Annotated in this window: 25 protein-coding genes and 1 riboswitch; of the genes, 18 read left to right on the top strand and 7 right to left on the bottom strand. The window is 37.7% G+C overall.

The window, feature by feature from the left end:
• Positions 1 to 41: 41 nt before the first annotated feature.
• The 12 genes from A8L44_RS14865 (at position 42) to A8L44_RS14810 (ending at position 11,154) form a co-directional block, all read left to right on the top strand.
• Complete coding sequence (locus A8L44_RS14865; RefSeq protein ID WP_066108049.1) at positions 42 to 1,289, top strand: acyl-CoA dehydrogenase family protein; 1,248 nt, start codon at positions 42 to 44, stop codon at positions 1,287 to 1,289.
• Entirely contained in the window at positions 1,267 to 2,046 is a 780-nt protein-coding gene (locus A8L44_RS14860) for an SDR family oxidoreductase (protein ID WP_066108048.1), read from the top strand. The genes A8L44_RS14865 and A8L44_RS14860 overlap by 23 nt, the downstream gene beginning before the upstream one ends.
• A 33-nt stretch (positions 2,047 to 2,079) precedes the next feature.
• Positions 2,080 to 3,690 carry a long-chain-fatty-acid--CoA ligase gene (locus A8L44_RS14855; protein ID WP_066108549.1) on the top strand — a complete coding sequence of 537 codons (1,611 nt, stop codon included), beginning with the start codon at positions 2,080 to 2,082 and terminating at the stop codon, positions 3,688 to 3,690.
• Between the two features lie 36 nt (positions 3,691 to 3,726).
• Positions 3,727 to 4,296: a TetR/AcrR family transcriptional regulator gene (locus tag A8L44_RS14850; protein ID WP_066108045.1), complete on the top strand. Its 570-nt coding sequence runs from the start codon at positions 3,727 to 3,729 to the stop codon at positions 4,294 to 4,296.
• Positions 4,297 to 4,430: 134 nt separating this feature from the next.
• Positions 4,431 to 4,829 (top strand): acyl-CoA thioesterase, encoded by a 399-nt coding sequence (locus A8L44_RS14845; RefSeq protein ID WP_066108042.1) that lies wholly within the window; start codon positions 4,431 to 4,433, stop codon positions 4,827 to 4,829.
• 32 nt (positions 4,830 to 4,861) lie between these two features.
• Positions 4,862 to 5,932: a phosphotransferase family protein gene (locus A8L44_RS14840; protein ID WP_066108040.1), complete on the top strand. Its 1,071-nt coding sequence runs from the start codon at positions 4,862 to 4,864 to the stop codon at positions 5,930 to 5,932.
• A 1-nt stretch (position 5,933) separates the two neighbouring features.
• Positions 5,934 to 6,680: a 2-phosphosulfolactate phosphatase gene (locus A8L44_RS14835; RefSeq protein WP_066108038.1), complete on the top strand. Its 747-nt coding sequence runs from the start codon at positions 5,934 to 5,936 to the stop codon at positions 6,678 to 6,680.
• Position 6,681: 1 nt separating this feature from the next.
• Complete coding sequence (locus A8L44_RS14830) at positions 6,682 to 7,449, top strand: SDR family NAD(P)-dependent oxidoreductase (RefSeq protein WP_066108035.1); 768 nt, start codon at positions 6,682 to 6,684, stop codon at positions 7,447 to 7,449.
• The gene (locus A8L44_RS14825) at positions 7,434 to 8,243 is read left to right on the top strand and encodes an enoyl-CoA hydratase/isomerase family protein (RefSeq protein ID WP_441294138.1); all 810 of its coding nucleotides are present in this window, start codon (positions 7,434 to 7,436) and stop codon (positions 8,241 to 8,243) included. Before A8L44_RS14830 ends, A8L44_RS14825 begins: the two co-directional genes overlap by 16 nt.
• Positions 8,244 to 8,262: 19 nt before the next feature.
• On the top strand, positions 8,263 to 9,243 hold the full coding sequence (locus tag A8L44_RS14820; protein WP_066108032.1) for a quinone oxidoreductase family protein: 981 nt from the start codon (positions 8,263 to 8,265) through the stop codon (positions 9,241 to 9,243).
• Between the two features lie 221 nt (positions 9,244 to 9,464).
• Positions 9,465 to 10,265, top strand: coding sequence for a DUF368 domain-containing protein (locus A8L44_RS14815; RefSeq protein WP_066108029.1), 801 nt, complete (start codon positions 9,465 to 9,467; stop codon positions 10,263 to 10,265).
• A gap of 181 nt (positions 10,266 to 10,446) precedes the next feature.
• Positions 10,447 to 11,154 carry a hypothetical protein gene (locus A8L44_RS14810; RefSeq protein WP_066108026.1) on the top strand — a complete coding sequence of 236 codons (708 nt, stop codon included), beginning with the start codon at positions 10,447 to 10,449 and terminating at the stop codon, positions 11,152 to 11,154.
• A gap of 81 nt (positions 11,155 to 11,235) precedes the next feature.
• Here the strand turns inward: A8L44_RS14810 and A8L44_RS14805 are convergent, their stop codons facing one another.
• The 3 genes from A8L44_RS14805 to A8L44_RS14795 form a co-directional block, all read right to left on the bottom strand.
• Complete coding sequence (locus A8L44_RS14805) at positions 11,236 to 11,670, bottom strand: ferritin-like domain-containing protein (RefSeq protein ID WP_066108023.1); 435 nt, start codon at positions 11,668 to 11,670, stop codon at positions 11,236 to 11,238.
• Positions 11,671 to 11,826: 156 nt separating this feature from the next.
• Positions 11,827 to 12,312, bottom strand: a complete 486-nt coding sequence (locus tag A8L44_RS14800; RefSeq protein WP_066108019.1) for a QueT transporter family protein — start codon at positions 12,310 to 12,312, stop codon at positions 11,827 to 11,829.
• A 7-nt stretch (positions 12,313 to 12,319) separates the two neighbouring features.
• Positions 12,320 to 12,364: riboswitch (PreQ1 riboswitch) on the bottom strand.
• A gap of 167 nt (positions 12,365 to 12,531) precedes the next feature.
• On the bottom strand, positions 12,532 to 13,062 hold the full coding sequence (locus A8L44_RS14795) for a DoxX family membrane protein (protein ID WP_066108017.1): 531 nt from the start codon (positions 13,060 to 13,062) through the stop codon (positions 12,532 to 12,534).
• 374 nt (positions 13,063 to 13,436) lie between these two features.
• On the opposite strand from A8L44_RS14795, the gene nadE reads away from it, so the two are divergent.
• Together nadE and A8L44_RS14785 are read left to right on the top strand one after the other, a co-directional pair.
• Positions 13,437 to 14,255, top strand: a complete 819-nt coding sequence (nadE, locus tag A8L44_RS14790) for an ammonia-dependent NAD(+) synthetase (protein WP_066108014.1) — start codon at positions 13,437 to 13,439, stop codon at positions 14,253 to 14,255.
• Between the two features lie 328 nt (positions 14,256 to 14,583).
• Positions 14,584 to 17,343, top strand: a complete 2,760-nt coding sequence (locus tag A8L44_RS14785; protein WP_077248168.1) for a GTP-binding protein — start codon at positions 14,584 to 14,586, stop codon at positions 17,341 to 17,343.
• Between the two features lie 67 nt (positions 17,344 to 17,410).
• Here the strand turns inward: A8L44_RS14785 and A8L44_RS14780 are convergent, their stop codons facing one another.
• Both A8L44_RS14780 and A8L44_RS14775 read right to left on the bottom strand, forming a co-directional pair.
• Complete coding sequence (locus tag A8L44_RS14780) at positions 17,411 to 18,475, bottom strand: AI-2E family transporter (RefSeq protein ID WP_066108011.1); 1,065 nt, start codon at positions 18,473 to 18,475, stop codon at positions 17,411 to 17,413.
• 200 nt (positions 18,476 to 18,675) lie between these two features.
• On the bottom strand, positions 18,676 to 19,530 hold the full coding sequence (locus tag A8L44_RS14775) for an STAS domain-containing protein (RefSeq protein WP_066108008.1): 855 nt from the start codon (positions 19,528 to 19,530) through the stop codon (positions 18,676 to 18,678).
• 247 nt (positions 19,531 to 19,777) lie between these two features.
• Between A8L44_RS14775 and A8L44_RS14770 the strand changes: the two genes are divergently transcribed.
• From A8L44_RS14770 to A8L44_RS14760, 3 genes are all read left to right on the top strand, one after another.
• Positions 19,778 to 20,596: a basic amino acid ABC transporter substrate-binding protein gene (locus A8L44_RS14770; protein ID WP_066108005.1), complete on the top strand. Its 819-nt coding sequence runs from the start codon at positions 19,778 to 19,780 to the stop codon at positions 20,594 to 20,596.
• A 71-nt stretch (positions 20,597 to 20,667) separates the two neighbouring features.
• Entirely contained in the window at positions 20,668 to 21,324 is a 657-nt protein-coding gene (locus A8L44_RS14765; RefSeq protein ID WP_066108002.1) for an amino acid ABC transporter permease, read from the top strand.
• Positions 21,321 to 22,043: an amino acid ABC transporter ATP-binding protein gene (locus A8L44_RS14760; RefSeq protein ID WP_066107999.1), complete on the top strand. Its 723-nt coding sequence runs from the start codon at positions 21,321 to 21,323 to the stop codon at positions 22,041 to 22,043. The genes A8L44_RS14765 and A8L44_RS14760 overlap by 4 nt, the downstream gene beginning before the upstream one ends.
• A 34-nt stretch (positions 22,044 to 22,077) precedes the next feature.
• Here A8L44_RS14760 and A8L44_RS19035 read toward each other — a convergent pair whose 3' ends face one another.
• Positions 22,078 to 22,245, bottom strand: coding sequence for a hypothetical protein (locus tag A8L44_RS19035; RefSeq protein WP_175354307.1), 168 nt, complete (start codon positions 22,243 to 22,245; stop codon positions 22,078 to 22,080).
• Between the two features lie 63 nt (positions 22,246 to 22,308).
• Positions 22,309 to 22,542 (bottom strand): hypothetical protein, encoded by a 234-nt coding sequence (locus tag A8L44_RS14755; protein WP_066107998.1) that lies wholly within the window; start codon positions 22,540 to 22,542, stop codon positions 22,309 to 22,311.
• Positions 22,543 to 22,823: 281 nt separating this feature from the next.
• Between A8L44_RS14755 and cls the strand changes: the two genes are divergently transcribed.
• Positions 22,824 to 24,278, top strand: coding sequence for a cardiolipin synthase (cls, locus tag A8L44_RS14750; protein WP_066107992.1), 1,455 nt, complete (start codon positions 22,824 to 22,826; stop codon positions 24,276 to 24,278).
• Positions 24,279 to 24,384: the final 106 nt, after the last annotated feature.

Genomic DNA, 24,384 nt, shown 5'->3' with positions numbered 1-24,384 from the left:
TTAACAATACCTACCGGTCAGTATGTGAAAGGAGTGAAGGAATGGATTTTTCCTATTCGAGTAAGGTGATTGACTTGGAGAGACAGTTAAGTGATTTTATGAATGAGTATGTATATCCTAATGAAGGATTATATGAGGTTCAGTTAAATGAGCAAGAATCACGGTGGAGTCAGGTGCCTCCGATTATGGAAGACTTAAAATCAAAAGCTAAAAATGCAGGGCTTTGGAATTTATTTCTGCCTGAGAGTGAATATGGTGCTGGTCTGACCAATTTGGAATATGCACCTTTATGTGAAATAATGGGACGCTCATTAATCGGCCCTGAAATGTTTAATTGCAGTGCTCCTGACACAGGTAATATGGAAGTATTAGAAAGGTATGGGACTGCTGAACAGAAAGAGGAATGGCTTAAGCCTTTATTAGCTGGTGAAATACGTTCCTGTTTTTCAATGACTGAGCCAGATGTCGCTTCATCAGATGCTACGAATATTGAAGCAAGTATTGCAAAAGATGGAGATGGCTATATCATTAATGGTCGCAAGTGGTGGTCTTCAGGTGCAGGAGATCCAAGATGTAAAATTGCAATTGTGATGGGGAAGACGAACAAAATGGCAAATCGGCATGAACAGCAATCTATGATTCTAGTACCTCTTGATTCAAAAGGAGTAAAAATTGAAAGAATGCTTCCCGTTTTTGGATATGATCATGCCCCTCATGGACATGGAGAAATTACATATGAAAACGTTAGGGTACCTGCTGAGAACATAATTTGGGGAGAGGGAAAGGGATTTGCGATTGCACAAGGAAGGCTGGGTCCAGGAAGAATTCATCATTGTATGAGGCTGATTGGGGCAGCAGAGCGTTCGCTTGAAATATTATGTAAGCGTATACAAAAAAGAACTGCCTTTGGACAGCCGCTATCTAATCAAGGAGTAATAAAGGAGTGGATTGCAAACTCAAGAATTGAAATTGAGCAGGCAAGATTATTAACTCTAAAAGCAGCTTATATGATGGATACGGTTGGGAACAAAAAAGCGAAGACCGAGATTGCGATGATCAAAGTCGTTGCTCCAAATATGGCTTTGAAGGTTATCGACAGGGCTATACAGGGACTTGGGGCAGCAGGAGTTTCAGAGGATTATCCTTTGGCAGCTCATTGGGCAAATGCAAGAACATTACGATTAGCTGATGGACCCGATGAAGTTCACCGTGCCCAGATTGCCAAGCTTGAGCTTAAAAAATATCTGGGGGAGGAACAAGCTAATCATGAACGTTTTACAAATGTTTGATTTAACCGGTAAGACAGCGATTATCACAGGAGGCGGACGCGGGCTTGGAGCCCAGATTGCACAGAGTTTGGCAGAAGCGGGAGCAAATATTGTTCTATGTTCACGCAAGATTGAGGCTTGCACCGAGGTGGCAGACCATCTGAAAAAAGAATATGGAGTTGAAACCTTGGCTTTAAAATGTGATATCACGAATCCGGAAGATATTCATAGTGTCGTCTCAGAAACACTAGATAAATTTGAGGATATTGATATTCTTGTCAACAATAGCGGTGCCTCATGGGGAGCTTCTGCATTGGATATGCCGCTTGAAGCCTGGAATAAGGTTATCAATACTAATTTGACAGGTACCTTCCTGATGTCCCAGGCAGTGGGAAAGGTGATGATGGAACAGAAGCGAGGAAAAATAATCAATATTGCTTCAGTCGCGGGGCTCGGTGGGACTCATGCTGACATGATGGATACCGTTGGGTACAATGCTAGCAAAGGAGCTGTCCTTACTTTAACAAAGGATTTGGCAGTGAAATGGGGTAAACATAATATTCATGTTAATGCAATCGCACCTGGGTTTTTCCCAACCAAAATGTCTCAGGTTTTACTCGAACGCGGAAAAGATGCAATTGAATATATGACACCGCTTGGAAGGCTTGGAAATGATGAAGACCTAAAAGGAGTTGCTTTATTCCTGGCTTCTGCTGCATCGAATTATATAACAGGTGAGGTATTGGTAGTTGATGGCGGAAAACACGCCATGGTTTAAATAAAAGATGAAGGAGATTTGACTATGGAAAATATGAAAAATAAAGCTTGGCTTACACAATATCCGGAAGGTATTGCATCTGAAATCGAAATTCCGAACAAAACACTGCCAGACATTCTTCATGAAACGACAATCCATTACCCCACAAACAATGCCCTATCTTTTTTTGGAAGAAAAATGACCTATCAGGAACTTTTAGGGACATCAAATCGCTTCGCCGCAGCACTTCAGAATAATGATGTTAAAAAGGGTGACAGGGTGGCAATAATGCTGCCAAACTGTCCTCAGTATGTGATTGCCTATTATGGGGCCCTATCGATGGGAGGAATTGTCACTCAAATCAACCCCATGTTAGTAGCCAGGGAACTGGAATATATATTGCAGGATTCCGAGGCTGAAACGATTGTTGTTATGGATGCATTCTATCAAACTGTTAAAGCGGTTCAATCTACTACGAATCTCAAAAATATTATTGTAGTAAGTCTGCAGCCATCCGGGGCAGAATTTGGAGATGATTGGACATTTGAGCGATTTATCTCTGAAACAGTCATGCCGGTAGAGCCAGTAGTTATTGATCCGAGTCATGATGTTGCTGTGCTCCAATATACAGGTGGCACTACGGGGAGATCGAAAGGAGCCATGCTCACTCATCGTAATTTAGTGGCCAATATCTATCAAACAAAGGAATTTTATAAACAGATTGTAGATAAAGGTAATGAAAGGTATCTGACTGTCATCCCATTATTCCACGTATTTGGTATGACAGCCTGTATGAATAATTGCATATTAATGGCGAGTGAAAACATCTTGCTTCCTCGTTTTGATCTTGAAGAGGTCCTTCAAACGATAAAACAGGAGAAGCCAACTATATTCCCTGGCGTACCAACCATGTACGTGGCGATCAACGCTCATCCGAAAGCAAAGGAATATGGTATTGATAGCATTAAAATTTCCAATAGTGGAAGTGCTCCTATGCCTATGGAATTAATGAAGGAATATGAATCTAAAACGGATTCTAAGATTTTGGAGGGCTATGGTCTTTCAGAAGCATCGCCGGTTACACATTGCAATCCGGATTTTGGTGTTCGTAAACCTGGGACGGTTGGAATTGCCTTTCCATCTACGGATTGTAAAATCGTGGATGTAGCAACAGGGGCGGAGGAAGTCCCTGTTGGCGAACTGGGAGAATTAATTGTCAAAGGTCCGCAGATTATGAAAGGTTACTGGAATATGCCTGAAGAAACGGCTGTTGCTCTCCGCGATGGATGGCTATATACAGGAGATATTGCCAGGATTGATGAAGATGGATATCTAACGATTGTTGACCGTAAAAAGGATCTAATCATTGCAAGCGGTTATAATATCTACCCTCGTGATGTAGAAGAAGTCCTGTATGAACATCCATCTGTACAGGAAGCTGTTGTAATAGGAGTTCCGGATGAGTATCGCGGAGAAACAGTCAAAGCAATTTTAGTATTAAAAGCGAATGAGTCAGCTACGGATAAAGAGATTATAGAATACTGTAAAAATAATATGGCGTCCTATCGAGTGCCGACAATAGTAGAATTCCGTGATGAATTACCAAAAACAAATGTCGGAAAAATACTTCGCCGGGCTCTGAGGGAAGAAGTCAAAACAAAGTAAGGGTGACGTGAATATAAACGAACTGGGGTCTTGATGATGAAACAAAAAATTAAGAACACCAGCATTTCTTTATTTGAACAAAAGGGTTTTGCAGAAACATCCATACAGGATATTGTTGATTCTTTGGGTGTTACTAAGGGAACCTTTTATTACTATTTTGCAAGTAAAGAAGAATTATTGATGAATATTCATCTCGATTATATTAATGGATTAATTGAAAGACAGGAAGCGATCCTAAATACCTCGAGGAAAACCTGTAGACAAAAAATACACGATATAGCGTATTTACTAGTGAGTGATATTCGAAGCCAAGGTTTAAGTGCAAAGGTGTTCTTCCGGGAAATAAAACTATTATCCGAAGATAAGCTTGAAGAGATTTTGCCAAAGCGTGATCAATTTCGCTTTAATATTGAAGATTTAATTAAACAGGGAATAAAGACAGAGGAGTTATGTTCAGATATAAATCCTACCATTATCACGTTTGGTATTCTTGGAATTCTGAACTGGAGCTATCAGTGGTTTAACCCTGAAGGTGTCATTTCTGAACATGAATTAGCAGACATGTTTGTAGAGATGATCATGAAAGGAATTGAAAAAGGGGAGTAGGAAATCACGACTCCCTTTTTTTGAATAAAATTGTCTAATTGGAGCTGGTTGGTGTAAAGATTACGAATATCTCTGAGGCATAAGCAGGGTGTAAATATGGCGAGGATACTGTAAATGGGTAAAAGGAGGCCGCTATGGAATCTATGGTAACCGTCCGTTTTTCGGAAACAGATGCACTTGGTCATGTGAATAATACAAGTTATTTCATCTATCTAGAGGAAGCTCGTCTTCATTTTTTGAAAGAAATGGAACTGGATTTGAAAATAAGAAATTGGTCATTCATTTTGGCCTCGACTAAATGTGATTTCCTCTCTCAAGCCTATTTTGATCAAATATTAAAAATTAACACGACTGTATCCAGAGTGGGGACAAAGAGCTTTCAGCTTGAACATGATATTTACTGTGCCCAAACCGGTAACCCGATTGCCAAAGGGACTGCCATCCTTGTTCAGTTTAATTTTGACAAACAGGAAAGTGAACCGATTCCTGAATTGCTAAAAGAGAAACTGTTGAGGCTGGTCGAAGCTGTTTAATGAGTCCGATTTTTGAAAGAGGTGGGATAGACATGACCCAAAGAGTTAGTAAAGATACGATTCCCGTACGAAGCGGAGAAGAATTGCAGCAGCATGTACTTGAAGCATTTCTGCGGAGTAAGATTAACGATTTGCCAGAAGGAAACCTGGAAATTGAACAATTCTCGGCAGGTCATTCAAATTTAACCTATCAATTGAAAATAGGAACATGGGAAGCTGTTTTAAGGAAACCACCGCTAGGTCCTGTAGCTCCAAAAGCCCATGATATGCAAAGGGAATACAGCATCCTCTCAGAAGTACATCCTCTTTTCAGTCCGGCTCCAAAACCAATCCTTTACTCAGATGATGAACATGTTGTAGGGAGTCCGTTTTTTATTATGGAACGAAAGCAAGGTATTGTATTTGATACTTCTGTCCCTGAAGGCATTAAACCTTCCCGTGAACTCTTTCAAAACTTATCTCGGGAAATGGTAGGACGGCTTGTTCAGCTTCATAGCATTTCATATCAGGAAACTGGATTAAAGGAAATCAGCAAGCCTGATGGTTTTATGGAAAGACAGACAAATGGATGGATAGCACGTTATGAAAGAGCAAAAACAGATGATATTCCACATATACAAGAATTAGAAAAGTGGTTAGTCGATCATATTCCAGCTTCATGTGATGCTTCAATTATTCATTATGACTATAAATTGAACAATGCGATTTTTAATGAGGATGGAACGGAAATGGTCGGTCTATTTGACTGGGAAATGACGACGGTTGGGGATCCGCTCGCTGATCTTGGAGTAGCTATGAGCTATTGGGCAGAGGGGGACGATTCTGAAGTATTGAAGAAAGGACTGGGGAAGCCATCTGTTACGATTCGGGATGGATTTTATACAAGGGAACAATTTATTTCAGAATATGCAAGACAAAGCGGCCGTGATGTCTCCAATATGAATTTCTATTTAACATTTGCCTATTTCAAATTAGCGGGGATTTGTCAGCAAATCTACTATCGTTATCATAATGGCCAAACAAAGGATCCGAGATTTGCCAGCTTTGATAAGTATGTAAAAACATTGATTGAGCATGCTTATTCACTTACAAGGAATCAATAAGATGCTGAAAGTTCATGTCTTGCTGACCAAGGAAGATATATCACCAGAAAAACTGGCCTCAGGCAACAAGATAGCTGTTGTACTAGATATTCTCCTGGCCACAACCACGATTGTAACAGCTTTGCAGAATGGAGCAACAGAGGTTATTCCCGTTCTAAATCAGGACGAAGCTATTAAAGTAAGCAGACAATTTGAGAACGGACAAGCCTTGATGGCTGGGGAATTACATGCAGAACCAATCGATGGATTTTTTTATCCAGGACCGGTTAAAATTAGCACGCGTATCCATGGTAAAACCTTGATTCTTTCAACTACTAACGGCACAGTGGCTCTACATAAAGCGGCATATGCAAATCTAGTGTATATATCCTCCTTGCTTAATAATGCTGCCGTGGCACAGGCGATACTGAATGATAGCAAGGATGAAACTATTGTCGTGATTTGTTCAGGAAATTCAGGAGAATTCAGCCTAGAGGATTTCTATGGTGCCGGCCATTTAATTGCAAATATAACCTGCAGAACCAATCAAGGGATTGAGCTGAATGACGCTGGAAAAGCTGCATTGGCTTTTTATGACAGCCATCCATCTAATTCATACTCAGTTCTGGCGGCATCCAGAGTTGGATTGCTATTAACCAAATACGGATTAAAGGAAGATCTTCTGTTATCAAGTACAAGTGGATGTTATGAGATTGTTCCTGTGTTTAAAAATAATCGCGTTATATTAACGGTAAAAAAGGAGGTATAGGATGCGATTTCATGAGCAAGTTGCCGTGATCACTGGCGGTGGCAGCGGGATAGGAAAGGCTACAGCTCTGCGTTTGGCTAAAGAAGGAGCAAATGTCATTCTAGTTGGAAGAACCTTAGAAAAGCTTGAAAGTGTTGTTGATGAAATTAATAATCAAAGCCATCATATCCAGGCAACCTGTTTTGCGGCCGACGTTACGAAAGAAGAGGAAGTAACCGCGTTGTTAGATTTTATTGAGGATCATTTTATGGACTTGCATGTGGTCATCAATAATGCAGGTGGTTCAGTGCAATCAAAAATAATGGATACGGCCGTAGAGGCTTGGGATATCGTTCAGGAAGTGAATTTGAAGAGTGTGTTTTTAGTTTCAAAAATACTTGGAAAGTTTATGATGGAGCACGCTAACCGTGGAGGTAATAGGGCATTTGTCAATATAGCGAGTCTATCTGGCCATAAGGCTGCTGCTCATATACCTCATTATAGTTCTGCAAAAGCAGCTGTGTTGAATTTTACGAAGGCACTTGCTTTTGAAATGGCCCCATATGGTATCCGTGCAAACTCCGTATCACCTGGATTTGTTGAAACACCGTTGACAGAATGGTCTTTAACGAATGAAAGGTTTGTTAAATCAATTGAACGCAACACAGCATTGAAAAGAGTAGGAACCAGTGAGGAAATAGCCAATGTTATTGCCTTTTTAGCATCGAGTGAAGCTTCATACATGACTGGTACAGATGTACTGGTCGATGGGGGATGGATGATCACGTAAAAGAGAAAGGGAGATGGATGATGGAACACTTATTAATAAAAGAGATAGGTTCAGTTTTAGTATTAACATTAAATAGACCTGAAAGCTTGAATGCTTTTAGTCCGGAAATGATAACAGGACTAATTAGTGAATTAAAAAAAGCTGATAAAAATCCTAATGTGAAAGTGATTATTTTAAACGGAGCTGGCCGGGCGTTTAGTGCCGGCGGAGATGTAAAAACGATGGGAACCAAATCAGCAGCTACTACCTACGAGTATTTAGGAGTCATAAATGAATGTATTTTAACGATGAAGGAGATTGAAACTCCTATTATTGCTGCGGTACATGGTTTTGCGGCAGGGGCTGGTTTTAATTTGGCGCTTGCCTGTGATTTGATTGTGGCCGCTGAGGGGAGTAAGTTCGCTTTAAGTTTTTCAAAGGTTGGCCTTATTTCGGATGCAGGAGGTTCCTATTTCCTTCCACGCTTAGTTGGTCCGCACTTAGCAAAACAATTTTTCTTTTCAGCTGAACCGATACCAGCAGAACGTTTATATGAACTTGGGGTTATTAATAAACTTGTACCTTTAGAAGCTTTGCGTGATGAAGCGATTCAATATGCGACTATGCTATCCTATGGTCCAGGAAAAGCATATGGGCAAATGAAAAAACTGATTGATTATTCTTTTACGGCCACTATCGAAGATGTCCTGGAGAGAGAACGCATCACTCAAACGATGATGATAGCCACGGAGGATCATCAAGAAGGTGTATCTGCATTTAAAGAAAAAAGAAAGCCGCAGTTTACCGGCAAATAAGAGAAAGGGAGTATGTATTATGAAAGCCATTCAATTTACTGAGTACGGAGGACCAGAAGTATTAAAAATGGTCGAATTAGATAGGCCGAAACCTGGTTCACATGAAGTATTAATTGAAATACATGTAGTTGGTGTGAATTATGCAGATACTGCCAGACGCGAAGGCCAATATGTTGTACCAACCAAGCTCCCTTTTGTGCCAGGAGCAGAAGTTGCCGGGATTGTAGTCGAAACTGGCTCAGAAGTGACGAACGTAAATATTGGAGCAAGAGTGGTCACGCTGATTGAATCTGGAGGATATGCTGAGTATGCTGTTGCAGACGCTCGGTCCGTGATCCTCCTGAAAGGAGAACTGGATTTAAAAGAAGCGGTCTCCCTCCCGCTACAAGGGTTGAGTGCCTACCATATTTTAAAAACAATGGGGCAGTTGCAAGAGGATGAAACCGTTCTCGTTCATGCGGCAGCTGGAGGAGTTGGGACTTTAGCAGTCCAATTGGCTAAATTAATGGGCGCCGGTAAAGTAATTGCAACTGCCAGCACAGAAGAAAAGCTGGAGCTTGCACGTTCTCTGGGAGCTGATGTTTGTATCAACTATACAAAAGAAGGCTGGTATAAAGACGTGCTGGAAGCGACAAACGGCCGTGGAGTCAATGTTGCGCTCGAAATGGCAGGTGGAAACGTCTTTAAAGATACACTGAAATGTTTAGCTACGTTCGGAAGATTAGTAATATATGGTGTCGCAAGCGGAGAACAGGCCGTCATGCACCCCTCATCCTTAATGGCGAGAAACCAGTCGGTCATTGGATTCTTTCTTCCACAAATTATGAAAAAACCAGAATTGCTGTTGCCGAGCATGCGTGATCTTTTTTCTTTCTTAGAAGAGGGAAAATTAAAATTAATAATAGGTGAAGTCCATCCGATTGAGGAAGCAGCGAAGGTACATGAGTTGCTACAATCGAGGAAGACAATAGGAAAGGTATTACTCCAGGTTCGTCGTTAAGGTGATGACATTCTCGCAAAGCATGCAGTTCTAGCATGGTTGTTATTGTAATAAGAGTAAGTATAAATGTGACATTATTTGATATTGCTATATTGATATGTTTTATATCTATTATAGTGAAGTAAAGAAGCATCATTAAATTTGTATTATGTGCCATTGTTTTTACTAGTTCTTATTTTGTAAACTATTATAGTGAAATAAAAAAATAAGGACTGAAGATAATGGAATGGAAAAACATATATCGTGGTATGTTAATGGGAATCAGTGATTTAATTCCCGGTGTAAGTGGAGGAACCATAGCGTTTATATTAGGTATTTATGATCGCTTATTATTATCAATCAGTGGCTTTTTTAGCCGTGATTGGAGAAGGTATCTGGGCTTTTTATTGCCACTCGCAATCGGTATGGGGTTTACTATACTGACGTTTAGCCGATTGATTGATTATTTGCTGGAGCATCATCATGAACCGACACAATTCTTTTTTGTAGGGTTAATCATCGGTGTACTGCCATTTATTATAAGACAGGCAGAGGTGAAAAAACACTTTACAGGAAAGCATTTTGTGGTTGTCGTTTTGGTCGCGATCATGATGGCAGCACTAGGTTTCCTGAAGCCGAATGAATCTGTTGTTATATCTGATGTAACGCTTTTATCTGGGCTTGGATTATTCTTTTCCGGCTGGCTTGCAAGTATGGCTATGCTGCTTCCAGGTATTAGTGGCTCGTTTATATTATTGTTGCTCGGTGTTTATTCAACTGTTATTTCTGCTTTATCAGATTTAAACTTTACAATTATTATACTTGTAGGGGCTGGAGCAGTGGTTGGCTTTATTGTGAGCAGTAAAGCAATTAGCTTTTTACTGAGGGCATATCCACATATGACGTTTGCAGTCATAATGGGGTTGATTATTGGATCTATATTTGTAATCGTTCCTGGATTGCCAACAGGAATAGGTACTATACTGCTATGTTGTATAACTTTTGTGGCAGGTCTTTTGGTAACGAAAATTTTTACGAAGTAATAATTGACTAGAAAGTATAAGGATTGTCTCGGACAATCCTTTTTTATTTTGTTTCGACTGCACTGTTAAAACAATTATGTGGGATAGATAGGAAAAGGGCGTTTATGCTTAGAATATTAAGACATAAGCAAATGTATAGATTAACTACAATTTTACAATAAAAAGTATTGGAGGTTGAATCGTGCAAAAGGGACTGAGGTTTATATTTTTGGCATGTCTTATTATAGGAGTATCAGCATGTGGAAGCGAAAAAGAAGAGACGATAAATAAGGATAATAAAAAGAATCAAACTACAGAAGATGTAAGTACGGATAATAAAGAAGGTACCGAAGATAAAGAAACAAAAAATGGCGTGGCATCAAAAGGAGAAGAGCCATCTGTATCCTCTGAGGTGTATCAAGATCGATTTACTTCTGGCAATATGGGTGTGAAAAAGATACTATATGAAAATTTAAAAATGTATGACACTAAAAATATTGAGGACGTAATCATTACGTTAGAAGGTATACAGTATGCTGAGATAACCCCATCAGAGGAAACTAAATCAAAGTTCAAAAATTTAAATGAAAGAGACCGTATCATACTTACCATGAAAATAAAGCTTGTGAACAATTTCAAACAACCATTAATATTTAAATCCATTCGTTCTTTTTTAAGAGGGAACGATAATCAAATAACCTATCTGCCAGAAACAAATCTGGAGCCGAGCCAACAAGGAGAAATTGCTGCCGGAACATCTAGTGAAAAGCTTCATGTCTTTTTAATAGACAAGGATTTGTTCTTAATTACACGAAATTTAAAATTGGAGTTTGGGCCATTCCTAAACAGTGAAGGTAAAGATTTATTTAATGGTAAAAAGACAGAATTTGAAATCCCATTACCGAAGTAATAGCTATAAAAAGAACCGTAATTCTGCTTGTCAGAATCACGGTTCAATCCCTGTGTTAAACATGTTGCAGATTGTTAAGAATTAATCAAATCTGGAGTCACTAAGAATGCGGCCAATCTCTTCCATATGGCCTGTTTCATCGGAGATAAGATCTTCTAGTTTGACAACTAATTCAGTTAAGCCTAATTCCTCAGCTTGTTTCTTGCGTGTTTCGTAGCGATCTATTGTATCTTTTTCTGCCTGATAGGCAGATTCAAGCATTACCTTAACATCAGTGGTTTGTTTAACTTCTGCTGGTGTTACAGTTGGTGTTCCACCCAATGTACTGATTTTTTCTGCAAGATATAAAGCATGTCCCTGTTCATCGGCTATTTCACCTTCAAAGAAAGGTTTCAGTGTTTGTCTGTATAAACCAGAAACCATTGCCGCATAGCTAGAATACATGATTGATGCAGCATATTCGTTTGCTAGATCTTCATTTAAACCATCTATTAATTCTTTTAATTTTTTTTCCATTCTATAATCCACTCCTTCTATATTCTATAATTCAAATGTACCCTACTTTACTACATATTAAGCATTTTTTTTGTGGCAGGATTTTGAAATGTTCAGGGAATATTTTTACATAATAAAAAGCCTGATCCGATAAAGGACCAAGCTTGGATTATTAAGTCAGATTAATTTTGAGAAATTAATACGTTTATTGAGAGCATACATAATTGGAGCACCAATTGTCATGACTGCTAATTCTCCAGCTGCGGTTGTTGCCCATGCAAACCAGAAAGGAAGTTTCAAAACAATATTTAACTCTATAGCAATTAAGAACATGGTAAAAGTAAAAACGAATGTATTAATAGCCATCCTTGCCCAAATATTGCGGACAAATCGGAAGGTTAGAATGGTGATTGTTAATGCTAGTATGGATTGGCCAACACCAAATATTAAATCATATGCACCCATTGATGAGAAAAAGAGGTTAGAGATAAATACTCCTATCACAATCCCATACATGTATTTTTTATTAAATACAATCAAGTGATTGAACATTTCAGGTACTCGAAACTGAATGTTCGAAAATGCGATTGGCTGTACGATTATAGTGACAGCAATATATAAGGCTGCCAAAACTCCATTTACAGCAAGCGTTCTAATATTCATTTTTTTCTCTCCCTTAGTTTTTTATCGTGGGATGGTTACGAACCACGTTTAGTATTTCCGAAGACACCAAATAATCATAAGCATAATAAGATGCCTAGTCAACAAAGAATTGTAGTTGCATCATGTTCGAAACATCATCGTATAGTTATGATCGACTGGCATAAATCAATAAAAGACGCCGAGAGAAATCTCGGCGTCGTCTCTTATTTAATCGTTAGTTTAACGACTTGGAGTTAATTTTTTTGTATTGATTGGTTTTATGTCATCCTTTTTGAAGATAGTTTTACGAATCCAGGGAAGAACGTAATAGTCTCCACCGAATCGGCCGGCATTTGCACCTGCTACAAGAATAACCATTCCCAGTATGATGTAGAGCGGGTTAGTAGATACTGTTCCGCCAAATAAAAACATAAAATTCATTAATAATCCAAAGAAGGCAGCTGTAGTTGTTAAGACACCAAGCAGTAACCCAAGCCCAACTAGAAATTCTCCCCATGGAATTAAGATGTTGATTAACCCTACGTTAGGAATCGCAAATTTTTCAATGAATGAACCATAAATCGGATACAGTGCCCCTCCGTCTGGCCCAGTTACAGGATTAGCAACAATATTTCCAAGGAATCCGGATGCATCAAATGCTCCGCCTTTAATTTTCTCAAATCCATGAATCATCCATTCATAACCAAGATACAGTCTTATAATCAATAATAGTCCGGAGGCATATTTATTAGTTCGTAACCAATTCATCATTTTAAATCACTCCCATATGGATTTAACTGGCTCTAATCCGCGGTTTTTAGTTCCAGTAACTTTCTATACCTTATTTATATACCATATGCTTGATAATGTGGTGCATTATCCCTGTGTTTCTTTTTTTGTACAAAAATATGTGAACCTTTTAAGTTAATACTAAAAACAACTTTACAAACGTGATATTGTTCGTTCCTTCACAAACTTTTACATAATGAACCAATTAGTGTTGTATTAGAATGAAAAATAACACTCTTAATTAAATGAGCTATTTAAAAATTTATATATAAGAGTAAAATATATTTAATGATAAAAGGTTAGAAAGAGAACATTTAAGGAAAATAATAGTATAGGTGTTTGAAGGAGGAATGGGAATGAGCTTACAATCAGTTATTATTGAAGCATTACATGTTAAACCGGAAATAAACCCTAAAGAAGAAATCAAAGACAGAGTTGGGTTCCTAAAAAGTTACTTAAAGAAGAGCGGAGCAAAAGGATTTGTTCTAGGAATCAGTGGCGGTCAGGATTCTACATTGGCAGGACGTCTGGCTCAGATGGCTGTGGAAGAACTGCGTGAGGAAGGGGTTGCGGCTAAATTTATTGCTGTCAGACTTCCATATGGAGTACAGCAAGATGAAGATGATGCTCAGCGTGCTCTGCAATTTATTAAACCAGATGAAAGTATTACTTTTAATGTCAAGTCTACTGTCGATGTCATTACAGATCAATACAAAGAAGCAACTAATGAAGCATTAACCGATTTTAATAAAGGGAATGTGAAAGCAAGGCTTCGTATGATTGCGCAATATGCCATTGGTGGACAAAATGGACTTCTGGTAATAGGTACAGACCATGCTGCTGAGGCAGTGACAGGTTTTTATACAAAATATGGAGACGGCGGAGCTGATGTTCTTCCTTTATCGGGTCTCTCTAAGCGCCAGGGCAGAGAATTGCTTAAAGAATTGGGAGCTGAGGAAAGACTTTATATGAAAGAGCCGACTGCCGATTTGCTGGATAATAAACCGCAGCAAGCTGATGAAACAGAGCTTGGCTTAAAATATGATACGATTGACGACTATTTGGAAGGCCGTAAAGTCGATGCTGAAGCTGCATTAAAAATTGAAAAACAATATTTAAAAACAGAACACAAACGTCAAATGCCTGCATCCATTCACGATAATTGGTGGAAATAACTAACCAAAAAGTAAGCCTGTGATTTTCATAATCATGGGCTTATTCTATTGTAAGGTGAAATGAATCGTGATTAAGATAACGATATACTGGTATAATTAATTGGAGAAAAATAAAAAACACGAATTGTTTTAGTTAATTTTCTGAGGGTATAGGATATAATCTATTAATATATTTATTTCAAATATGACAAATGTTCCATTTTGCTATCATATTGTATTGAAGATGAAACTTTACCGAAACCGTTTTGCAATCAAATTTTATTACACTATATAAGTTATAAACTATTCTATTGAACAAATTTGTGTGAGAGAACCAGGGAGGGGTCGTATGATGAATAATGAAAATAACTTGATTGAAAAGTCCTTATATAAAACCTTATTAACAAACGATAATGCGGCGAATCCGTTGCTTATAATAAGTGAAGAATTTTTGGCAGAACAACAAAAGGAATTGCCTGAGCTATCAACGCTTAGATTTGCTCAGGGAGAGCTTTATTTCCATTATAAAGACTATGAGACATCCATTTTTAAATGGGAAAAGGTTAGCAATGACCTGGCGCCTTGGGCTATAAAGAATATGGCGGATGCTTACTTTGCAATGGCTATGTATAAAAACGCTGAAGAGCTATATAAATCTATCGAATCAGACTCGATTATATTGAATACCGAAGTTGGATTGCAATTATTTGCTCTATATACGAAATTGGATAAAACTGAACTGGCTGATAAAACGATTAAAAAGGTAGTTAAGTTGAATCCAGATGACTCTCAAGTAACAGAAATAGCACGTTCATTCTTTGAAGAGCAACGTGATTGGAATAGTGCAGTTGAACTTGCAGTAAATGAATCCATCCGTACGGAGTCATTGCTTTGGTATGATGTTCTGCAGTCCTATATTGATCAGGGTGTAACGGAAAATATGGAACCTGGCTATTTTTACCAAGTATTACATAAGCTCTATTCCATAGATAGCGGTCAATTTGAACAACTTGCAGTATCTCTTTGGAACAGCTATAAGGGCGAACCGGCATATTTGCAATGGGTTCAGGGATTTAATGATTTACTGCAGGATCTGGAACTTGTTCATCCCGAACCATGGTCAGATTTATCTTTCTTATTTAAAGAGGGTTACTTCGAGTTAATTAATGGACATAAATTATTAAAAACATTAAAGGGCTTATTACCAAGTTTATTACGTAACTGGATTCGCATAACAGATAGGAAGCATGCTCTTTTAGCTTCTTCTGCTATATTGGCATGGAACGATAATTTTCCTGGTATGATAGGTCAAATAGATATTGATCATGCAGAGAGAGTATTAATGCAGGCTGAAAATAACCGGAATGGCTTGGAGGATAGCGTTCGATTATTTGAGGAAATTGATCAATGGGCAAATCAAAATAATTTATCTGTCAGCGAAAGACAAAAATGGATTATTGATGAATTATTAGATGTAAATGTACAGCATATTATGATTGCCGGAACTAGCGGTAGCGGTAAATCTGCCTTAATTCATTCTATTTTAGGAGAAGAGTTATTTGATAAACCAACTTCATCGGCTATCATGTTTAAAAATGCCGAAGAAGAAAGCATAATGGAAGTGACAGACTCTTCGATTAATCCACTAAATTTAGAGGAACTTGAAGATAAGGTTTCAAACAGAAACTTTGTTGATAACAAGCCAAGTATCATTGAATACCATCTTCCGAGTCAATTCTTGGCCGAAAATCAAATAGCAATCATCGATACTCCCGGATTCAGTATTGCAAATAATAAAATCCAGGAAGTACGCCGTTATTTGAATATGGCAGATGGTCTTTTACTTGTATTAGATGTAAATGATCCATTTACAAACAAAGAACGCGAAATTGTTATGGCCCTTCATGAACAAGTGCCAGATCTGCCAATTCATTTCTTATTAAATAAAATGGATCTTGTTCACAATGATCAGGAGGCTATTCGTATAGTGGATGAAGCTTGGTCCAGAATCAGTCCTTACCTGCCAAATGCTACAATTTTTGCTCATTCTGCTCATTATAGAAGCAATAGGCAGCTTTCAGATTTTGCTGAATTTATTAAAATGAATCTAACAAGCAAATATAAGGAAAGCGCTCGTACTGCTAAGCTGCTTCACTTTGTACGTGAGACTATATCAAGCTTGCTGGACCAACGATTGGAAAGGGAAGAAAGCTTGATTGAATCCATTCATTGGAATGAGGACCTTTTAGCAAAACTAAATGGTGCGAAGAATCAGATGGAGGATTTGGAGAAAGAAAAAGCAGTATTGTTGCGTAAGACGTTTAAACAAAGGAAGGAAGCCATTCGCCTTGATGTGGAGGCGGCGGTACCTAAAATTCTCCGAGCCAGCAAAGATTTAATTACAGAGGACAGTGATTTCCGCAAGATTCATATAGACTTAAATGAGAAAATGAATGTACGGATTCAGGAATACCTGGAGAATACGATTTTGCCTAAGTATTTTTATTCCTTAAAGGATTGGATTACCGAAGCGGAAGTAGAGTTAAAAGAGAGTCAGGCTTATTTAAAAGAAATGGCTGAAGGCTTCAATGCCATTTATCAGGAAGAACGAATGAAAATGGAATGTGATTTCAGAGTGCTGGATGACTGGCGCAGGGATGCAAACCGAATGACGAGCGGTGTACAAATGGAGACCATTAATATACTGCTTCGCCACACACCGCAACAATTATTATTGAAGAGTGCAGGCATGTTATTCGGATCGATTGCGAATAAAAGTGTTATGTACAATAAATATACAACGTTGATTGAAACACAGGATTATACAGAGGTTGCTCAATTGATTGCAGATAAATTCCTGCTGCAATTTGATATGTTTGAAAAATCGATTACTCGAGATGTTTCAATGTTCTTTGCAGATCCGACAGAAGTAATGAATGGTGCAATGTCAGATACGAATGAGAAAATTGCTGAACATAATGGCGTACTTGAGAAGATGCGTTCTCAGCCAGAATTGTATCGTGACCCATTAAAGCTATACGAATTGCGATTACGACAATACGAATGGATTTTAATTGGCCAAAAAGAAGTTCAAACTATTTCAAGGTAAAAAAAGGTGATTCAGGATGGTGGTTAAGCCATCCTGAATCACCTTTTTTATGTGAAGTTTAGGAGCTTTAAGATGTTCGCAGTTTATAGAATTTAATGAAATTTTTAACAATAACCTTTACTACTGAATAAGTAGGTATAGCTATGAGAATTCCTATAAATCCGTATAAGGAACCCGCTACAAGCAGCAATAATATGACCGTCAGCGGGTGGATATCCAGACGTTTTCCCATTACCTGAGGTGTAACGAGATGACCCTCAAGCTGCTGGACAATGACTAATAATATCAGAACTTTAAAGGCTGTAAATGGGCTGATTAATAGACCTGATATAATCGCAGGGATGGTTCCAAGGAACGGTCCAAGGAAAGGTACAACGGTCAGTAAAGTTGCAAAAATAGCTAAAATTAATGCGTTCTCAAGCCCAATAATTAGATATCCAATATACATAAGGATGCCATCGACTATTGCAACGATAAATTGACCGACGATATAAGTGGATAAGGTTTTATCAACATCCATTAAAATTCTGTTGCCCTCGTCCTCTACATTAGCAGGGATATGCTTTAATAAAAAGGGTCTGAGTTTATGCCCATCCTTAAGAAAATAAAAAACAATAAAGGGAACAATTAAAAGTACAGTGACTATGCTCGTAACTGTCGAAAATATGGTTACAGCATGATCGGATAATACTTTAGGAAAACTATCCGCATATTCTTTCCCGTATTGAGTGAGCTTGTCTACGGAAAAATAGGTTGAGGCGGCATTCTCATTTATAATTTCCTTTGACTGGGATGTGATTGTTTCTATTCTGTCCGGTATTTTATCGATGAGTTCTTCGCTCTGAGAAACAATGACGGGCCCCAAGAAATGGACAGTAGCATAACCCATTCCGCCGATTACTGCATAAATGAGAAGTATACTGATAGTAATCGGCATATACTTACTCAAAAAATGAACGACCGGCCTCAATATATAATATAAAAGCCCAGCTATTAAAATCGGAAAAAAGATGGTTATAATCAGTTTTTGAAAAGGCCATATAAAGTAATCAATCTTCCCTAATAAATAGATAATGATTAGTATTAAAATAGTGCCGGTTGCATATTTATAAAAAGGTTTATTAAACCACATAGAGCATCCCCCAAATGTATAATCAATGTATTCACAACTATACCCATAATAAGTTTAGTTTTAATCAAATGTCTGGTAAATAGTTGGCACCACATAACCTGAGAAAACAAACAGCGATTATCATAATAATAAAGTGATAACCGCTGTTTAATATTCTAATATATTAATTTGGTGAATTTTTCATCATCGATGATGAAAAATTATTGTTCTTTAATTATAATACCTAATTTAGTAAATGCCTGATTTACGCTGCTTTCTGTTTGGATACATGAAAAATCAATTCCAAGCTGTATGCTTGTTTGTGCCACCTCGGCACGAATTCCTGTCATGATTACCTCTACACCGATTAATTTGAGTGCTTCTATCATTTGAAAAAGGCGGTGTGCTACCAAAGTATCAACGATAAAAACCCCTGATAAATCAATAATTAATTTGGAGATTTGATTGTCTGCACTTTGCTGAAGGGTACTTTCGTTTATAGCTCTGGCTCTGGTGGAATCAATATCACCCACTATCGGCAGTAATCCGATATTTTCAGTCAATTTAATCACAGGAGAACTTAACTCATTGATTAGGTTGGATTGTGAGTGGATTCGCTTTATCAATATGTTTGTATAGTTTTCTGTATAGCTATGTGTAAGTTGATCTATTGTAGAATTAAACTTTTCCTCCCAGAAAAAAATATCTTTAAAGGTAATATCCAAGCTGGTAATATCGATAAATTTTTGGGTGTACTTCCATATAACTCTTCTTAAAAGCCCGGCAGCATTAATAGAATTACTTAGAGGTGTACCGGATTCAAGGCGTACCTCTGCAATAGATAATGTGCGTTCTTTTATTATATAATCTCTCTCTTCTTCTGATTGAAACAAGCTGTTTGCTATTAAAAACAAATATTCTTTAAACTGCTTCTTTAATGCATTAATTGTATGGATAGATCCGTTAAGAGAATAATCTGCTTCAGTACTCTTCGGCATTAGTGAATACCAATCTTCAATTATTTCATCTGAATGAGTAATCAAATAATCATATAAGGCTTTTGATTTAGTTTCCATAATGACCTCTTTTCTTTACCATTCTATATTCAATATTTTGCGTGTATTATGAGAAAAACACAATTAATTAATTACTATTTTTGGAAGAAAAACATGGTTTATTTTAAAGGAATTTGTAGTTTTGACTTTTAGTGTCATAAAATACAAAAAAATCAAAATTAAATTGCGTATTCTTGTAAGCAACCTTATAATGTTATTCATAGACTTTTCTGAATATTTAAAATAGAAAACGAGAGGGGGCGTCATTTTGAAAAAGAAATCATTATTTATGTTTATTATGATAGCTATTATTACTGTCATTGCAGCTTGCGGTTCGAAAGAGGAAGAGAGTGCCGGCGGTGAAGGCGGTACAGATAAGACGTTGAGAGTCGTGACTGATGCGGCATATTCACCATTTGAATTCCAGAAGGAAGGTAAATTGGTTGGTTTTGACGTTGATATTGTGAATGCTGTGGCGAAGGAAGCCGGTTTTAAAGTGAATATTGAACATGTAGGATGGGATCCATTATTTGTCGAGATTAAAAACAAAAGGGCAGCGTTTGGGATGTCAGCGATCTCAATAAATGATGAACGGAAAAAAACATATGATTTCTCTGTTCCATATTTTTTATCAACCAATAAAATTCTTGTCCCGGAAGGCAGCGATATTAAATCTGCACAGGATTTAAAAGGGAAGAAAATTGCTGTTCAGGCTGGTACGACAGGTCAATTTGCGGTTGAAAAGGTAGTAGGCAAAAATAATAAAGACATCAAGAAGTTTGAAACAACTGTACTGGCGATTATGGATATGAAAAAAGGCGGTGCAAAAGCTGTTGTAGCTGATAATGGAGTTGTCGAGGAATACGCAAAAAATAATCCTAAGGATAAGTTTGTGGTAGTTAAAGACCCAAATGCATTTGACAATGAATACTATGGCTTAATGTTTCCGAAGGACAGTAAAGATAGGGCTACCGTGGATAAAGCTTTAAAAGCAATTATAGAAAATGGAACATATACTGAGATCTATAAAAAATGGTTTGGAGTCGATCCAGATCTTGAAACATTAAAAGCTCAGCAATCGAAATAATAAAGGTGTGAGAGGACTGCGTATCACAGGTGTTGCTGTGCTACGCAATCTTTGTCTAAGGGGGAACAGATGTGGATTTCAGGTGGGATATTATTGAAATTTATGCTCCATTGTTAATGAAAGGAACACTATATACAATTGGACTCTCAATAGCTGGTATTTTAATAGGTTCGATTCTTGGGTTATTAATCGGTCTTGGTAGATTGACCAAAAGGAAATGGTTATCTATTCCCCTAAATTGCTATATTGCTTTTTTTCGTGGGACTCCAATATTTGTCCAACTCCTATTAGTTCACTTTGGTGTTGTACCAGCATTGACAGGAGAGACAAATGCCATACTCGCAACTATTCTTGCCCTCTCATTAAATTCAGCTGCATACATAGCTGAGATATTTCGAGGAGGCATTCAGTCGATTGATTCGGGACAAATGGAGGGAGCCAGGTCGCTTGGGATGTCTCATGGACAGGCTATGAGGTACGTTATTTTACCACAAGCATTTAAGCGCATTATTCCGCCTCTGGGTAATGAGTTTATTGTATTGATTAAGGAGTCATCTATAGCCGCTGTTATCGCAGCTCCAGAATTAACGTATTGGGGTAGAGCTATGGCGACTGAATATTATCGGGTGTGGGAGCCTTATTTAACATCCGCTGTGATTTATCTCATCCTTACGCTTTCTCTTAGCTTGTTATTAAATCGATTGGAAAGAAGGATGGAGACAAAATGATAGATGTTAGGAATTTGAAAAAAAACTTTGGATCCAATGAGGTATTAAAAGATATATCTATTAGGATTGAACCTCAGGAAGTTGTAGTAGTGATAGGTCCCTCTGGTTCAGGGAAATCCACCTTTCTTCGTTGTTTAAATTTACTGGAGCAAATAACGGACGGACATGTCATTATAAATGGAGTAGATCTTGCCGATAAAAAAATTGATATTAATAAGGTACGAACCAAAACAGGAATGGTATTTCAACATTTCAATTTGTTTCCTCATAAAACGGTACTGGAAAATCTAATGCTGGCACCTACCAAGGTGAAAAAGGTTCCTGATGATGAAGCAAAAAAACATTGTTTGGAGCTCCTTCGAAAGGTAGGTCTATTAGATAAGGAAAATGCTTATCCAGATTCATTGTCAGGTGGTCAGAAACAAAGGGTCGCCATTGCACGTGCATTGGCAATGGAGCCGGAAATCATGTTATTCGATGAACCAACTTCAGCACTTGATCCGGAAATGGTTGGAGAGGTCCTTGAGGTTATGAAAGAGCTTGCGCACGAAGGAATGACAATGGTGGTTGTTACACACGAAATGGGATTTGCGCGTGAGGTGGGAGATCGGGTTGTTTTTATGGATGATGGATATATCGTTGAAGAAAATGAACCGACCAGTTTATTTGAAAATCCGCAGCACAATCGAACAAAGCTGTTTTTGAGTAAAGTTTTATAATGAAAAAGGGACTGCAATAGCAGTCCCTGAGTCGTTATACACCTGTACGTTTGCGTTGGTTGTTTGGTTTCTTTGTCAGTTGGCTTTGCAATTCTTTTGTTTTTTTGACAGGTCCGTTTACATGGCTGCCGGCTTGATTTGATTGTTGCTTAGAAGCAAGTTTTTGTTTAATCGCTTCTTGAAGACTTACTTTTTTAGACATATTATAATGAACTCCTTAAATGGATTTCCTTTATAATATCCCCAATAAGCCATAACATCAAGATTAGAACTCATCCAACTTTCTACCCTTGGTTAATTTTTCGAATTCTTCCATTGATTCTGGTGTTTCATCTTTATTGCTCACATGGTAAGGGTTTTGACTTTGGTTAAATCCGGGCTGCAGGCTGCCGGTGACAACTCCCATTTTAGTAGCTTTAGAATCATTTATGATGGATTCCTGTCTGCCATCTGGATTTGGTTCTGGGTTAACGTGGATTTGATCACTGTTTCTGGGCAATAGGAACATTCCCTTCTTTTTGTGTATTCATTCTATAAGTTCCCTAAACTTCTTTTATTCATACAATTTTATGGAGTAGTCAAGGTTGTTATTTAATGCCATTAACTGAATAATAACCTCAGATTATTGGCATATTATTGGATAAATATTCAGAAGCGAAAGGCAACCTTCAAAATTAGGTTGCCTTTTGATAATTGATATAGTTCAGTAGGTTTTTTAATACTTTATCGTTATAATATTTATATTAGGTTAGATAATGTTTCGGTTGGAGTTGTAGATGAATGGGAATAACTGATAGCTATGTATGGCAATTTTTAATAGCAATCAATTTGATATTTGCTATTACTATAACCTTTTTAGAAAGGCGTAATGTCAGCGCTTCATGGGCGTGGTTAATGGTTTTGAGCTTTTTTCCAATTGGAGGCTTTATTCTGTATATTGTTCTAGGGCAGAATTTAAGTAAAAGGAAAATATTCACATGGGATAAACGGGGCTATGATTACTTAGAGCAGCGTATCGCTGAACAAAAAGAGCACATGAAAAATATGGAAGAACCATTTAATACTTCTATTACACAGAGGTATAAGGATTTAATTTTAATGAATATGAAAACAGACCATGCTGTATATACCAATGATAATGAAGTTGAAATTTTCACAGATGGCAAGGAAAAATTCAATGCCTTATTTCAGGATATTGCTAGTGCCAAAAAACATATTCATGTTTTATATTACATTATCCAAAACGATACATATGGAAACAGGCTTCTGGATGCGTTGATTGAAAAGGCTAAAGAAGGTGTAGAGATACGGCTGATTTATGACGACGCCGGTTCCAGGAGAATCTCTAAAAAGCGAATAAAGAAATTAAGAGAAGCTGGCGGAAATGCAGAAGCGTTCTTTCCTGGGAAATTACCGCTTATTAATCTCAGAATCAACTTCCGAAACCATCGGAAGCTTGTCATCATTGACAGGAAAGTAGGATATCTTGGTGGATTCAATGTAGGTGAAGAGTATTTAGGACTTGATCCGAAGTTTGGTTATTGGAGAGATACCCATTTACGGATCATCGGAGACGCTGTGAATGATTTACAGTCTCGTTTTATGCTCGATTGGGCTCAGGCTTCAGGAGATAAAATGGAATGGACGGAAGATTACTTTAAATATAGCAAGCAACACAACGAAAAAGGGGTTGGGCTTCAAATTGTTACCTCTGGGCCTGATTCTGAGAGGGAACAAATTAAAAAAAGCTATATACGTATGATTTTGGATGCAAAAGAGTATATATATCTGCAGACGCCTTATTTTATACCGGATGACAGTTTGTTGGACGCCATCAGGATTGCATCCATGTCAGGGGTGGACGTCAGAGTAATGATACCAAATAAACCAGATCATTTATTTGTTTATTGGGCCACTTATTCATACGTTGGAGAATTATTAAAGGCTGGTGCAAAGGTGTTTTTATATGAGAATGGGTTCTTGCATGCGAAAACTATGGTGATAGATGATCGATTGGCAACTGTTGGAACAGCCAATATAGATGTACGCAGTTTTCGATTGAATTTTGAAGTGAATGCAATTATATATCATGCAGACACAGCTGTTCGCCTAAGGGATACATTTGCAGATGATTTAAAACAGAGCCATGAACTTACATCAGAAATTTATAATAATCGTTCCCTTTTAATTCGGTTTAAAGAGTCTTTATCCAGATTATTGTCTCCAGTTTTATGAATAGAAGTAAATATGTACTGTTTTTAAAGACACTAGGGCGAGTTAGTGTCTTTTTGTTATGGTAATGCAGTATAATATTGGTATGTTTTTTAAAACATTCTAATCA

Origin of the sequence: Bacillus sp. FJAT-27986 (assembly GCF_001685035.1) — a bacterium.
Lineage (GTDB): Bacteria > Bacillota > Bacilli > Bacillales > Pradoshiaceae > Pradoshia.
This window is presented reverse-complemented; position numbering and strand designations above follow the sequence as displayed.